The following is a 14278-nucleotide window of genomic DNA, read 5'->3' as shown; positions in this document are numbered from 1 at the left end:
TATTTATTTTTGAACAAATGCTTTAAAATTCATTGTTAGCCGATTACTATAATACCCACACCAATTAATGATCTGGGTATTAAATTCTTGAAAAGTTCAATGTATTATCAAATACAACTCTATTATTGCACTTCAATATTCTGTTTTAAAGGCAGATTTTTCGAAGAGTTCCCGACAAAAATCCTGTAGGTTCCTTTTTCTACCACCCAGTTCATTTTCTCATCTAAAAACTGTAATTCTTTTACAGGAATTTCAATAGAAATTTGTTTTGATTCTCCCGGTTTTAAAAACACTTTTTGAAATCCTTTCAACTCAATAATAGGTCTTGAAACCGAAGCCAATACATCTTTTACATAGAGCTGAACTACCTCGCTTCCTGCTTTTGAACCCGTATTTTTCACATTTACTTTGGCAACAATCACATCATTTTCAGAGTATTTTGATTGGTTTAATTGTAAATCTGAAATTTCGAAAGTCGTATAGCTCATTCCGAAACCAAACGGATACAATGGCTCTCCACTCAGATCATAATAATTATTTCCTCTTCCTGTCGGTTGATGATTGTACGTTAAAGGCAATTGTCCTTCCTCAATCGGAAACGTAACAGGTAATTTTCCTGATGGATTTTCTGATCCGAAAAGAACCTTCGCTACAGCATTTCCACCTTCTTCTCCGGGATACCAAACATCTAATATTGCTCCTACTTGATCTTTCCAATCGGTAGTTTTTATCGCAGAACCTCCAACCAAAACAACCGTTGTCGGTTTATTTAATTTTGAAACTTCCTGAATAAACTTCTCCTGATTTCCGGGAAGATTCAAAGAAGAACGGTCCTGAAATTCACCTTCATGAATTCCGGCTGTAACGATAATATAATCTGCATTTTGAGCCAACTGTAAAGCATTATTAAAATCTTTTTGGTAGTCATTTAAACCATAATTCCAGATCAGTTCAATATTCGCTTCTCCCCTATTTTCGTGGAATTCTACAACGATATCATATTTTTGACCTTTATTAAAATCAATATCAACGGTTTTCGTAGAATAACTTAGCTTTTCCCAATTATCGATTACTAATTTTTCGTTTAAATATAATCTGAAACCGTCATTTCCTCTTAAACCTAATTTATATTTTCCTGAATCCGGAGCTTCCAGTTTTCCTGTCCAACGAACGCTGTAATTATCTGACTGTAATTTTTCAGGATTTGGAGAATATAATGTCCATTTAAAGTTCAATTGTTCATCCTGTTTTTCAAACGCCGGATTTCCTTTTAGATCAGAATTAGAAAAATAATTTCCTTTCAAGCCTTTTTGATTTTCTGAAGACAAAAACTCCGTGGAAACAGTCACAAAATCTTTTAAGTTCCAGTCAATTCCTTTTGAATAATTGATTTCGATATTTTTATTTTTAACGAAATTTTTAATTCCGTCCAAAATGCTCACCTTCTTATTTCCCGGCCCGGAATAACCACCTAATCTGGCATCAGCAGCATCGCTTCCGACTATCAAAATCTTTCTATATTTTTCAGAAATCGGAAGTGTTTTATTATTATTCTGAAGCAGGACAAAAGATTCAATGGCCGTCTTTTCAGCTAAAGGTTTAAGATTGATCTTCTTTAATCCTTCAATAGCTGCATTGGAAACGTAAGGATTTTCAAACAATCCCAGCTCAAATTTCGCTCTTAAAACTCTTAATACTGCGTCATCAATTCTCTCTTTCGAAATTCTTCCATCTAAAAATGGTGGAATAAATAATTTGTAATGTTGATATTCTGTCTGGAAAATCACGTCTAAGCCTGCATTGATCGCCTGTGCGGAAGCATCATCATAATCTTTTGCCGTAAAATGAAGAACATTTGCACCTCCAACTGCACTCGCATCGCTAATAACAAATCCTTTAAAATTCCATTCTTTTTTTAATTTTTCGGTCAATAACCAATGATTGGCAGTGGAAGGTCTTCCATCCAACAAATTATAAGACGTCATTACCGAACGACTTTTGCCTTGCTGAAAAGCTTTTTGAAAAGGAATTAAATGGGTCTCCTCCAAATATCGTTTGCTCCAATGAATTGGATATGAATCTCTTCCCCCTTCACCAACATTCGCTAAAAAATGTTTAGGAGTTGTAATAATCCCCTGATTTTCAAAAGAACTGACAAAATTCACGCCCATTACGGAAGTTAAAAACGGATCTTCACCGTACGTTTCCTCCGTTCTTCCCCATCGAACATCACTCGCCAAATTGACAACCGGAGTCAGAATCTGACGAATTCCTCGCAATTTTGATTCTTTGGCAATCGCTGCTGAAACTTCTTTCATCAACTCAGGATTGAAGGTTGCCGACAAACCAATTGCTTGTGGAAAAGCAGTCGCACCTTCTCGCATCAATCCGTGTAAAGCTTCATCAAAAGGGATAATTGGGATTCCCAATCGGGATTCTTCCACAAAATACTTCTGAATGGCATTGATTTTTTTCGCAAGTCTTTCCGCATCTTCATTCGCATTGTATTTCAACAATTGTCCGGCCGCTCCGCCACCTTGATTTCCCGCACTCACCTGTAACCCAAAAATTCCGTGAGCATACTGATCTTTCGGAATATTGTCCAGATCTCCGGGAATCATAAAGCATTGCCAGAATTTTTCTTCCGGAGTCATGCGTTTCAGTAAATCCTGAACTCGTACTTCTACAGGTTGTTTTGGATCTTTATATAAAGGTTTTTGAGCGATAATAAATGTGGTGCTCAATAATGAAATTATTGTAATTTTAAATCTGAGTTTAAAAGACATCGTAAAATAATTTAATTTAGATCTATTCTTTTGTCTTGAAACAAAAGAACCAAAAATTCAAGACTTGGAACTCTCCACTAAAAATAAAATCTGTTCTCTAAAAATTCTAAAACTCGCGCGAATTTGATACTTGTTTTCAGTTCAACATTGGTGTCGCGCTCAAACAGTAGAATTTTCTTAACGCTCCGATTTCCTAAGTCATTTTAATACAAAAATGGTTTCAAAACTCAACTACTGAGTAATTTGAATTACAGTTGAATATTTTAATTGGGTTCTTTCTTTTGGTAAATTAATTTCAATTGAATTTCCTGTTTTTTTCCATTGAATTTTGCCTGATAATCCTAGAATTTTCAAAGATTTTGGCTTAAAATTATCAGGAATTGCAAAACTTAACGTTGATGGAGATTCATAATTTGTTTTTTCATCCAAATGAAAAATATTCACAGTTTTCCCATCTTTGCTCTGCGTATAATAAAAGTTTCCACTGTGATAAGGAGCAATACTTCTTGTCGCAAAAACTGCCGATTGGTTTTTATCCATCCAACCTGAAATTTCATTTAATCTTTCATACACAATCGGGTCATAATCTCCATTGGGTCCGGGAGCAATATTCATCAGATAATTTCCTCCTCTTGAAATGATTTTGACTAAAGTTTCAATAATTTTTTGAGAAGATTTATAATTATCATTCGGAACATACGAAAACGAATCCCCCATCGTGATACAGCTTTCCCACGGAATCGAAAGTGCCTTTTCCGGAACGGCTTGTTCGGGCGTCACATAATTCTCCCATTTTCCTGGAACGGTGCGGTCTACAATGATAATTCCCGGCTGATTTTTACGAGCCATCGTTCCGATTTTATCCATGTCAATATCCTGCTCAACTTTTATCGTTCTTTGCCATTCTACATTGGGATCAATGGTATTGAACGGACGAACCCAGCCCCCGTCTAACCAAAGAATATCAACTTTACCGTAGTTTGAAGTGATTTCATTTAACTGATTAAAGGTGAAATTCTTAAAATTATTCCATCTTTCAGGGTATTTTTTGGGATCATAGTTCACATTTCTATCTTTTGGAGGAAAATACGACCACCAATACTCATCGGAATGCCAATCGGGTTTTGAAAAATAAGCTCCAATTTTAAAGCCGTCATTTCTAAATGTATTAAAAACTTCTTTCACCACGTCCGCTTTTGGATTTTTGGAGAAAGGTGTTTTTGAAGAAGTAATTTTATAATCAGACTGTTGAGTATCAAACATCGCAAAACCATCATGATGCTTTGTAGTGAAAACTACATATTTCATTCCCGCTTTTTTCGCTGCATCTGCCCATTTTTGAGGATTGAACTGAGTGGGATTGAAAGTCGTCTGAAGATTTTCATAGTTTTTTACGTATTCATAATAAGATTTTCCATGTTCGGGTTTTCTTTGTGTCCAAGATTCATCTTCCGGACAAAGGCTCCAGCTTTCAACAACTCCCCACTGACTGTAGGTTCCCCAATGCATGAAAAGTCCGAATTTCAAATCCTGCCAGTTTTCAAGGTTTTGAACTACCAACGGATCTGTGGGTTTTTGATAGCCTTCCGAAACGTTATGAGCCTGTGAAAAAAATGTTGAGGATATAAGTAATGATGAAAGAAAAAAGGTTTTCGTTTTTGGTTTGATGAACATTGAAGTTTAGTTTTCGCTAATTTAATCATCATTTATTAAAACAGCAAAAAGTACAACTATTCTGGGCTAAGGTTGAGGTTTAGTTTAAGAACTTCGATGAAATATTTAAAGATTCACAAAACACCCTTATCATTTTTATATTAAATTTTCAAAAGCCAGATCTATTTCAGAATAAGAGAATTGAAACCCACTTTTCATTAATTTATCCGGAAAAACATTTCTGCTTTTTAATAATAATTCCGTTTCTGTGTTTAAAATCAGGGATGCGATTTCCAATTGCCAGACAGGAGCATTTAACCCCAATGGAATTTTCATTTGCTGTCTTAATTTTCTCATAAAATCTTCATTAGATAAAGGATTTGAGGCAGTTACATTAATTCCTCCTGAAATATTTTTATTGTCAATGATAAATTCAACTGCTCTACAAAAATCTTCAATATGAATCCAGCTTACGTTTTGATTTCCTCGTCCCTGTTTTCCTCCTAAACCGAATTTTGTAAGCATTTTTAGTTTAGGGAATGCTCCACCATTATTCCCTAAAACAATCGATGTTCTTAATGCTACTTTTCTCACATTATCGCTATTACCCTTAAAAAATTCATTTTCCCAGCTTTTGCAGATATTCATGGAAAAATCGTCGCCAATGATTCCATTTTCTTCTGTATTTAAATGAGTTTCTGAGTGAACATAAATTGTTGCTGAACTTGCATTCAACCAAACTTTAGGTTTATTAATACATTGATCGATTGCTTGTTGGAGAATCTTCGTACTTTCTATTCTTGATGAATAAATTTCCTGTTTGTTTTTTTCATTGTATCTGCAATCGACAGATTTTCCGGTAAGATTGATCAGAACATCTGTATTTTCAATGTAATTTTTCCATTCACTTAAAGTTTTTGCATCCCAATAGATTTCGTTTTTACGTTTGGGATTCCGGGTTAAAATATAGACCTGATTTCCTTTTTCCGTAAAATATCTTTCGAGATTTTTTCCGAGGAAACCGGTTCCGGCGGCAATGGTTATTTTCATTTTGGGTAGGGTTGATTGTTTTATTTTGTTGAGATCCTTCGACTACGCTCAGGATGACATCGCTAATACTAATTGTTTTTAAAATCTACAAATGACTTTTTACCTGGCTCTTTTTACTTTTTACTTCTCTCTTGATATACTTTTTCGTTTTCACTTCAATTTCAGAACCTTCAGCAAGCATTACTGAAATTGGTTTCTGATGGTTTAAATATTCAAAATCATCTCCATAAACAGCTTTAAAGTCAATTTCCAGCTGATGTTTTTTCACTACATAATACTCCCATTTCGGGTGAGAGACTTCGTATTCTGAGGTTTTATTTTCCTTTTTTGTGAAACCGTAGTAATGTTCAGTGATGAATTCAAATTCGGAATTGGTTTTCATTATCAAAGGGTTGTTTTCTGCTGTGATTTCAATTGAATGCCAAGTTTTGTCTTTCCAAGAATATTTTATTAGTAATTCTTCATTTTTTTGATGAATACTATTTTTCATCGGCATTGTTTTATAATTTTCTTTGTAAACTGAATTGGCAACAAAGCTTAAAGCCGGCTTCGGAACAATTTCCTTGATGAAAACCACTCCTCTTTTCCAACCATTATGCTCTTTTTTCTTTACATAAAATCTTAAATTCACTTCTTCAAAGTTCCGGTGAAAAGGAATCGGAAATCCTAATAATCTGGTGTTTAAAAACATAAATCCGACTAAGCTTATGTAACATTTTCCCTGATAAAAATCGATTTCTGTTCCTTCAGGAAGATATTTTAATAAAATTTCGGGATCGATTTCGTAGTTGATGATGGCTAATTTTCTCCATTCTGCTTTTAGAAAGTTCATTGTGTTTGTTTTTTTAATTAATTTTTGTGTTTTATGTTGTGATGCTTTGACTACGCTCAGCATGACCCTAAATGTTTTGACGCTCGCTTCGCTCGCGTTCTGTCTCATTCTTTCTGATCCAGTTATTTTTCAGCTGTTCTTTTTATTAATTGATTTCGTTCTAAAAGAAAGTTTTTCATATAATTTGTAAGAAAGAATTTATTGAATATTTTTCCGATGATTCCAAAGGGTGATTCGAATTCGAAAATATCTGTCATGATTGTGTTTTTACCTTCCTGCGTGAAAATATGCTGATGTTTCATTGATCTGAAAGCTCCTTTCTGCATTTCATCTACGAAATGATGGGGTTTATTCATACTGATAATTTTCGTAGTTAATGTTTGATATACTCCTAAATGTTTTGCTTTCCAGGTCACGGTTTCGCCTTGCTCAATCAATCCTGAAGTTCTTCCTGCAATTGCTTTTTCATTGGTTTTAGAGGTTGATTTCTGGTGCAGATCAATGTTTCTCGATAAGTCGAAAACAGTTTGAATATCTGCTTTGATTATTGTAGTTAAATGGATTCTGGCCATTTTTAAGTTTTTAGAGATTTATCTGGATTAAAACAGCTAAAGCAATGATTCTAAAAAGTATCCAAGACAATGTCGGAAGAAAATTTAATTTTAAAATTCGACATCTTCTTATATGCTCCAATAACATGATGACTACTACAATTCCGAAATAAATAACGGAGAACATTGCATTCAGATTTAAACATAAAGCGGGAATTAAAAGTAAAGTTCCAATCAAAGAAACAGTCATCATATTTCCGAGATAATTCCAAATGTTGCCTTTTAAATAAGATTTTAAAAATACAGTCTGCCAAACGATTTGTCCGATGCAAATTGTAAATTCTCTCCAAAAATTATGATTTAAACCGACTCCCAATTTTGTTGAAAATGAACTTAAAATGTATCCTGAAAAAATTACGACAAAAGTCATGTAAGCAAGTCTGTATTTTAAATTAAAATCGGGAACACATGCTTCTTCTGTCTGATCTTTCGCTGAAGGAATAATCTGTTTTCTGTTATAAGAAACAAATGAATACAGTTTTTTGAAAAACAAGTACAAAGGTTGTATTCTTGCTATTTTTTCTAATAAGGGAAATGAATTTCCTATGATTAAAAGCAGAGAATCTAACCCATAAACTACTCTATTTTCATTATGATCTACCAAAGCAATTTCGTTTTTTGCACGATGGAAATCAATAAGTGCTTTATTTTTAAGACTTAACTCTGTAAAGGCTTCTCTTCCATTTTCATCAAGCATTCCGCATTTTGTAAAACCTTTTGAGTAGATATTACACATCGGACATTCATTGTCGTAGATGAGCGTGTGATTTCTGAGGGTTTTCATTGTGTTTATTTTTGAGATTTATAAGTTATATAAGTATAAATAATATAAGAAATCGCCAGAAGGGGACTGTAAAAGAAGCCTGAGAAAAGTATATAGAAAAATATTCCACCCACTTTTTCAATTTGAATATCATATAAATAAATTAACCAAACAGGGATAATGAGAATTCCATATAAGATATACATTAGATTTTTAGGGTATTTTAATCCAAAACGAATTAAATAACTTAATATTTGAGCTCCTCCGATAATATGATAAAATGACAAAAAGTAATTTTCAGAAATCAGGTCATAATGTTCAATGATAAGCCATCCAATGATATAGGCAATAAAAATTATGCACTGAAAATAGAAATCATATTTAAAGAATGTTTTCATGGTCTTTAATTTTTAAAGGTTTAAAAAATCTCCTCTTGTTCTTTTATTCTGCATTTTGAATGTGAAATACATCCATATTTTAAATAACAGCGTTTTCATTTTTAATGATTTTATTTTTATTCATGGCATGTTTACGGCCTTTTAAGAAAAGTAACAGGTTCAGAAGCATCATTATTCCAAGATAAATTGAAAATCCGCCGATCTTTTTACTTAAGGCAACTACTAATCTTTCCACCGTTTCAATCTGGAAAAATTCAATGATACAAAGTGCAAAACCAATATTCAGAAGATAGAAACCGATTTTGAACAGTGAATTTGTTGCCATCGCGATATCTTCTTTTTGGTGAAAAATATCGATCATGAAAGTTTTAGAGTTTTTAAACAAAAACTGAGACACAAAAATCGTCAACATGATGACAATAGGTAAGTAGATCATGTAAGCCGAGAAGTTGTAGGTTGCTGTGGTTAAAACTGTTGCGTTCATCGTATATTATTTTATAGTTAAATTTTTTCTTAAAAAGTAAAGAGTAAAAATGTTCATATAATGTAAAAAGCAAAGGATCAAAGTGATATATCCTATTCTGATGGCAGTGACCGTAAGAACCTGTTCCAGAGAATTCACCTTATCCCAATTACTCAGACTGATCGCGATATAACCAAGATTAATAAGATAATAACATCCCAAAAGTATCCTATTGATCGTCAGACAAAGATTTGCATCATGAATGAGATAATCCAAATAATACTTTCCTGCGTTGTAACATCTTCTTCCCACATCGATCGTGATAAACGAACTGACAGAAAGAAAAAGCAAGTATGAAACTATATTGAACATTTTATAAATATTATATTTTCAATAATTTTTGAAACTTTATTTGAAATAAAAAAGGAGATTTGCTCCTTATCTATTTTCTTTGATGCTATTAAAACTGAGATTCTTCGTTTTGTTCAGAATGACAAACACTTTCCTTTATTTTAATAAATTAGTTATTTTTCCAACTAACCAGTGATCATCACTTTTTATCGCAAGATCCATAATATTATTGATCTTTCCCGTAACCGAACTGAAATCATTCATTAATTTGATAAATTCTTGGGCTTCAGGAGAATCTTTGTCTTCAATATTTTTAAGTTCTTCCAAAAAAGAAATTACAGGTTCAATTTCTCTTTTCCTACGTTCTTTTGTGATTTGTTTAAACAAATACCAAACATCTTTTTCTGCTACGAAATATTCTTTTCGGTCACCTTTTATCAGTTCCTTTTTTACAATTCCCCAATCTATTAATCCACGAAGATTCATATTGGCGTTTCCTCTTGAAATTTCAAGCTGCTCCATCACTTCATCAGTAGAAAGCGCTCTGCCACTTGCCAAAAGTAAAGCATGAACCTGTGCCATTGTACGGTTAATTCCCCAATTCGTAGCAAATGTTCCCCAAGTCTGAATATATTTTTCTTTGGCTTCTGAAAGTTGCATTTTCTTGTTGTTTAAATTTCTATTACAAATGTAATTATAATTTTCGAATTTTCAATAATTTTTGAAAATTAAATTTTAAATAAAACAGACATTCTTTCGAATGCCTGTCTAATCATCTATTTTTGTTGTGTTTTATAACTTTCTATCAATCTCACAAACTCTGCTCTATAGCCCTCATCATCTTTTCCTCGTCCCTTTTTGGCAAGACTTTCTATTTCTTTTAAATTTGTATTTGAAATGAGTTTTGAATTCCTTAACACCAAACCAAACCATGCAACTGATGAAGCAAACTTAAAATCATCACTTGAAGATGAAAGGGAATCATTTGTATTTTTGACAACCTGAGTTATTTCAGAACTCTTATCACCGTCCGGTTTTTTATATCTGAATTTTATGGTTGCTAATTCATCATTAAAATTTTCATCATTTGTGTTCTTAGTATATTTTAAATCATTTTCTTTCGGTAAAAACTCAGAATTTACATCAGTCGGAATGACCTCATACAAAGCTGTAACAGTATGTCCACTTCCCAATTCTCCGGCATCAATAGCATCATTCGTAAAATCTTCATTCTTCAATTTTCGGTTTTCATACCCAATTAAACGGTAAGATTTCACATATTTCGGATTAAACTCAATCTGAATTTTCACATCTTTGGCGATTGCATACATACTTCCAGCGAATTCTTTTCCGAGAAATTTATTAGCTTCCTGCATAGTATCAATATAGGCGTAATTCCCGTTGCCTTTGTTGGCTAAAGTTTCCATTCGGTTGTCTTTAAAATTCCCCATTCCGAAACCTAAACAAGTAAGGAAAACTCCCGATTTTCTTTTTTCTTCTACCAACGTCTGTAGATCTCCTGTTGAAGAAGCTCCTACATTAAAATCTCCGTCTGTAGCAATAATCACACGGTTATTTCCACCTTTTATAAAGTTTTCCTGAGCAAGTTTGTACGCCAGTTCAATTCCTTCCCCACCTGCAGTACTACCACCTGCCTGAAGATTATCCAAAGCTTCTATAATTTTATTTTTTTCGCTAGCTGAGGTTGGAGGAAGAATCATTCCCGCACTTCCAGCGTATACTACAATTCCGACTTTATCTTTAGGTCTTAGCTGATCTAACAAAACTTTAAAAGAAGATTTCAGCAGCGGCAACTTATTGGGTTCATTCATTGAACCTGAAACATCAATTAAAAAGACAAAATTAGATGCAGGAAGTTGATCCTTCGGAATATTTTTCCCCTGAAGCCCAATCTTTAACAGCTTATGTTTAGGATTCCAAGGAGACTCATTATATTCTGTATTGATGGAAAAAGGCTGGTTATTTTGGGGTTGAGGATAGGAATATTTAAAATAATTGATCATTTCCTCAATCCTTACCGCATTTTTATCGACTATTTCACCATTATTAATCATTCTTCTGATATTGGAATAGGCAGCATTATCAACATCAATCGAAAAAGTAGATACCGATTGGTTTTTAGTTAACTCAAAAGGGTTTTCTACAAAAGCATCATATTCTTCATTATTTTGTTTTTCAATACTCTTTGCTTTTTTAATACTGTCCTGAATTTTCTGAAGTCTTTCAAAAGCCTTTCTTTCTTTTCTTGACAGTTTTTTGGTAGTAATGACAATAACTCCATTCGAAGCTTTGCTTCCATATATTGCAGTTGCCGAAGTATCTTTTAATACATTGATGCTTTCAATACTATTTGGATTTAATTTTCCGAATTCTTTATTATCTGAAACTTTTCCATTAATCACATATAAAGGTTGAGCATTTCCAGCTAAACTATTAAATCCTCTAATGCTAATTTTTGATTCCTTAGAACGAACGGAATTCATATCTCCCGTATTTCCTAAGACCGAAACTTCTATTCCTGCGACTCTTCCTTGTAAAGCGCCAGAAATTTGCTGAGAAGAAACTACCGTACTAGAACTTGTTACATAATTATTGGTCTTCTTTTGTCCAAATCCCATCATCATAACCTCTTCAATTTTAGTTTCTTTATTTTTTTTATCCAAAACTCCATCATTATCCGGTTCTCTGTAAGCTATAGTATCTTTTGCCACATTTGAATTATCTATAGACAATTCATTATAATGAACAGAAGAACGACTTGGTTCAGGAGTAATTGATTCATAAGCTAACACTTCAGGCTTTTGAACTTCTTTTTGAGAATTTATTTCTTTTTCAATATTAGATTTCACTGTGCTGTCAATTGTCTGCACATTTGAATTCACTTTAGGAGAAACCGTATTCTGAGTAATTACCGGTTTATTAGTTTCTGTAACATCATTTTTATTAATAAAATAAAATGCTCCCAATCCGATGATCAAACTTGCGGCAATTCCATAAGGAAGCCAGATCGGGATGATTCTTTTTTTATTTTCTTTTTTATCTAATTTTTCTTCAACTTGAGCCCAAACTTTATCAAAACCAGGAAAAGTCGCTGGTTCTTCCACTTTAGAAGCCTCATTGAATTTTTTATCGATATCGTGATTATTTTCCATTGTTGTAAAGTTTTAAATGTTGTGATTAACCAAAAGTTCCTGAAGTTTTTTTCTTGCGAAATTCAGTTGGGATTTTGATGTTCCTTCACTGATTGAAAGCATGGTTGCAATTTCTTTATGCGGATATCCTTCAATGGCAAAAAGATTGAAAATTGCCCTGCAACCTTCCGGAAGAAAGTTGAGTAACTTGAGAATATCTTTTTCGAAAGAAAGGCTTTCTGTTGGTACATCTGAAGACTCAATCAGATTTTCATCCAGAGAAATATGAAGTGCTTTCATTGCTCTCAGTTTCTGTAAGCATTCATTTACCGTAATTTTTTTTGCCCACGCTTCGAAAATATCCGGATTCTGCAACTGATCAAGCTTCGTAAATATCTTGTAAAAAGTATCGGCCAGTACTTCTTCAATATCTTCATCATTTTTCAGGTAGCGTCTGCAAACCGAGTAAAGTTTACCCGCCATCTTTTCGTAGACTTTCCGCTGTGCATTGCGGTCGTTCTTTTGACATGCTATTAGTAATTCGTGTTCCATAGGTTGGCTTTATACTCTAATAGATGCTGGAAGTTTGAAAATGGTTGGAAACATGTAAAACTTTTTTTAAAAATATGAAATTTCTTTTCTTAAATAATCAATTTTAGGATCGTCAAAACATAATAGAAACTGAAAAATACTTTTCATAAAAAATTAAATCTCTCATTTAACTTTTTAGCTTGTAACAAATCTTTAATATGAACGACTATTCATATAAATAATCTTTTTATAGTAATGAAAAATACCAAAATTGCGTCATTACTTTTTGTTTTGTCTGCAGGAAGTATGATGTTTGCTCAGGATGACTTAATCAACAAGCTAAAAAGCAATCAATCTCAAAATGCTAATTTCCAGTTCACAACGTTGAAAGACGTAGGAGCAACTTCGGTGAAAAACCAAGGTTCTTCAGGAACTTGCTGGAGCTATTCGGGGAATTCTTTCCTTGAATCTGAAATGCAGAGAATGGGTAAAAAGCCTGTTGATTTGGCGGAAATCTTCACTGCAAGAAATTCTTATCATGATAAAGCAAAATTATATGTTCTAAATAATGGAGCGATCAGTTGGGGAGACGGAGGAGAACTGCACGATGTTATCAACATGTACAAAAAATACGGAGCCGTTCCTCAGGATGTTTACACAGGTTTAAAATCTGGACAAACATTGAATAATTTCTCTGAAATGCAGGGTAAATTAAAACCTGTTTTAGACAGCTTGGTTCAGACTGCTTCAAAAGGAAAGCTAACCGATAACTGGATGGCTTCTGTAGATGTTATTTTAGATGAATATTTAGGAAAAGTTCCAACCAACTTTACGTATGATGGAAAATCTTACACTCCGCAAACTTTTGCTAAGGAAGTTGTAGGTATTAATCCTGAAGATTATGTAGAAATTTCTTCTTACAAAGATTATCCTTATTATCAAAAATTTGTAGTTCCGATTCCTGATAACTGGAGCCACGATTCTGACTGGAATGTACCGATGAAAGACTTAACAGCAATTATCGATAATGCTGTAGACAAAGGATATTCTATTGGTTGGGCAACAGACGTTTCAGAACCGTACTTCTCTTATAAAAATGGAGTGGCTTATGTTCCGGATATGGATTTAGATCAAATCACAAAAGACAACAAAGGAACTCTATTCACAGAACCGAAAAAAGACAAAACGATCACTGAAGATATGCGTCAAAAAGCTCTAAATAATCTTTCTACAACAGATGATCACGGGATGCACATCGTAGGATTGGCAAAAGATCAGTCCGGGAAAGAATATTATATGGTGAAGAATTCTTGGGGTGTTACCAATGATTTCGAAGGGTATATCTACGTAACAAGACCATATGTTGAGTACAAATCGACAGCAATCCTTGTTCACAAAAATGCGCTTCCAAAGTCTATTAAAAAACAATTGAAGCCCACCAAGAACATTGGTTTATAAGAATCACTTTTTGCCTTTTATGGGCAATTTAGATATTTAAATCTGTTAAAGAAACCGTTTTCAAATTTTTGAGAACGGTTTTATTTTTATAATGTTTTATACAAAGTTTGTCATTCCGTAGGAATCTAAGGTATGTATTCACGGTAATTTTAAAATTAAGCTTAGATTCCTACGGAATGACAAAAATGCTGTTAATCTATCTCAATTAATAAATTAAAAAACAAAAAACC

Annotated in this window: 13 protein-coding genes; 1 reads left to right on the top strand and 12 read right to left on the bottom strand. The window is 33.3% G+C overall.

Annotated features, from left to right (window positions below; all coding sequences use genetic code 11):
- Positions 1-122: 122 nt before the first annotated feature.
- The 12 genes from JI747_RS11770 to JI747_RS11715 form a co-directional block, all read right to left on the bottom strand.
- Positions 123-2744: a glycoside hydrolase family 3 N-terminal domain-containing protein gene (locus JI747_RS11770; protein ID WP_225688877.1), complete on the bottom strand. Its 2622-nt coding sequence runs from the start codon at positions 2742-2744 to the stop codon at positions 123-125.
- Between the two features lie 273 nt (positions 2745-3017).
- Positions 3018-4460 carry an alpha-L-fucosidase gene (locus tag JI747_RS11765; RefSeq protein ID WP_225688876.1) on the bottom strand — a complete coding sequence of 481 codons (1443 nt, stop codon included), beginning with the start codon at positions 4458-4460 and terminating at the stop codon, positions 3018-3020.
- A gap of 135 nt (positions 4461-4595) precedes the next feature.
- The gene (locus tag JI747_RS11760; protein ID WP_225688875.1) at positions 4596-5489 is read right to left on the bottom strand and encodes a TIGR01777 family oxidoreductase; all 894 of its coding nucleotides are present in this window, start codon (positions 5487-5489) and stop codon (positions 4596-4598) included.
- A gap of 85 nt (positions 5490-5574) precedes the next feature.
- Positions 5575-6321: a YqjF family protein gene (locus JI747_RS11755; protein WP_225688874.1), complete on the bottom strand. Its 747-nt coding sequence runs from the start codon at positions 6319-6321 to the stop codon at positions 5575-5577.
- 122 nt (positions 6322-6443) lie between these two features.
- The gene (locus JI747_RS11750; protein WP_225688873.1) at positions 6444-6893 is read right to left on the bottom strand and encodes an SRPBCC family protein; all 450 of its coding nucleotides are present in this window, start codon (positions 6891-6893) and stop codon (positions 6444-6446) included.
- A 10-nt stretch (positions 6894-6903) separates the two neighbouring features.
- The gene (locus JI747_RS11745; protein WP_225688872.1) at positions 6904-7716 is read right to left on the bottom strand and encodes a DUF393 domain-containing protein; all 813 of its coding nucleotides are present in this window, start codon (positions 7714-7716) and stop codon (positions 6904-6906) included.
- A gap of 5 nt (positions 7717-7721) precedes the next feature.
- A complete protein-coding gene (locus tag JI747_RS11740) occupies positions 7722-8093 on the bottom strand; it encodes a hypothetical protein (RefSeq protein ID WP_225688871.1) in 372 nt (123 codons plus the stop codon).
- Between the two features lie 79 nt (positions 8094-8172).
- The gene (locus JI747_RS11735) at positions 8173-8577 is read right to left on the bottom strand and encodes a hypothetical protein (protein ID WP_225688870.1); all 405 of its coding nucleotides are present in this window, start codon (positions 8575-8577) and stop codon (positions 8173-8175) included.
- Between the two features lie 6 nt (positions 8578-8583).
- Positions 8584-8928: a hypothetical protein gene (locus tag JI747_RS11730; RefSeq protein ID WP_225688869.1), complete on the bottom strand. Its 345-nt coding sequence runs from the start codon at positions 8926-8928 to the stop codon at positions 8584-8586.
- Positions 8929-9063: 135 nt separating this feature from the next.
- Positions 9064-9567, bottom strand: a complete 504-nt coding sequence (locus JI747_RS11725) for a GbsR/MarR family transcriptional regulator (protein WP_225688867.1) — start codon at positions 9565-9567, stop codon at positions 9064-9066.
- A gap of 116 nt (positions 9568-9683) precedes the next feature.
- Positions 9684-12080: a vWA domain-containing protein gene (locus JI747_RS11720; RefSeq protein WP_225688865.1), complete on the bottom strand. Its 2397-nt coding sequence runs from the start codon at positions 12078-12080 to the stop codon at positions 9684-9686.
- Positions 12081-12092: 12 nt separating this feature from the next.
- Positions 12093-12611: an RNA polymerase sigma factor gene (locus tag JI747_RS11715; protein WP_225688863.1), complete on the bottom strand. Its 519-nt coding sequence runs from the start codon at positions 12609-12611 to the stop codon at positions 12093-12095.
- Between the two features lie 234 nt (positions 12612-12845).
- Between JI747_RS11715 and JI747_RS11710 the strand changes: the two genes are divergently transcribed.
- Complete coding sequence (locus JI747_RS11710) at positions 12846-14048, top strand: C1 family peptidase (RefSeq protein WP_225688861.1); 1203 nt, start codon at positions 12846-12848, stop codon at positions 14046-14048.
- The last annotated feature ends 230 nt before the right edge of the window (positions 14049-14278 follow it).

This window comes from Chryseobacterium tagetis, from assembly GCF_016735585.2.
Lineage (GTDB): Bacteria > Bacteroidota > Bacteroidia > Flavobacteriales > Weeksellaceae > Chryseobacterium > Chryseobacterium tagetis.
The sequence above is the reverse complement of the archived record's forward strand: the minus strand, read 5'-3'. Positions and strand labels throughout refer to the sequence as shown.

What these genes read in the sequence shown, in the direction of transcription:
- JI747_RS11765 (WP_225688876.1), bottom strand. Translation starts at nt 4,460, where the DNA reads ATGTTCATCAAACCAAAAACGAAAACCTTTTTTCTTTCATCATTACTT.
- JI747_RS11760 (WP_225688875.1), bottom strand. Translation starts at nt 5,489, where the DNA reads ATGAAAATAACCATTGCCGCCGGAACCGGTTTCCTCGGAAAAAATCTC.
- JI747_RS11755 (WP_225688874.1), bottom strand. Translation starts at nt 6,321, where the DNA reads ATGAACTTTCTAAAAGCAGAATGGAGAAAATTAGCCATCATCAACTAC.
- JI747_RS11750 (WP_225688873.1), bottom strand. Translation starts at nt 6,893, where the DNA reads ATGGCCAGAATCCATTTAACTACAATAATCAAAGCAGATATTCAAACT.
- JI747_RS11745 (WP_225688872.1), bottom strand. Translation starts at nt 7,716, where the DNA reads ATGAAAACCCTCAGAAATCACACGCTCATCTACGACAATGAATGTCCG.
- JI747_RS11740 (WP_225688871.1), bottom strand. Translation starts at nt 8,093, where the DNA reads ATGAAAACATTCTTTAAATATGATTTCTATTTTCAGTGCATAATTTTT.
- JI747_RS11735 (WP_225688870.1), bottom strand. Translation starts at nt 8,577, where the DNA reads ATGAACGCAACAGTTTTAACCACAGCAACCTACAACTTCTCGGCTTAC.
- JI747_RS11730 (WP_225688869.1), bottom strand. Translation starts at nt 8,928, where the DNA reads ATGTTCAATATAGTTTCATACTTGCTTTTTCTTTCTGTCAGTTCGTTT.
- JI747_RS11725 (WP_225688867.1), bottom strand. Translation starts at nt 9,567, where the DNA reads ATGCAACTTTCAGAAGCCAAAGAAAAATATATTCAGACTTGGGGAACA.
- JI747_RS11720 (WP_225688865.1), bottom strand. Translation starts at nt 12,080, where the DNA reads ATGGAAAATAATCACGATATCGATAAAAAATTCAATGAGGCTTCTAAA.
- JI747_RS11715 (WP_225688863.1), bottom strand. Translation starts at nt 12,611, where the DNA reads ATGGAACACGAATTACTAATAGCATGTCAAAAGAACGACCGCAATGCA.
- JI747_RS11710 (WP_225688861.1), top strand. Translation starts at nt 12,846, where the DNA reads ATGAAAAATACCAAAATTGCGTCATTACTTTTTGTTTTGTCTGCAGGA.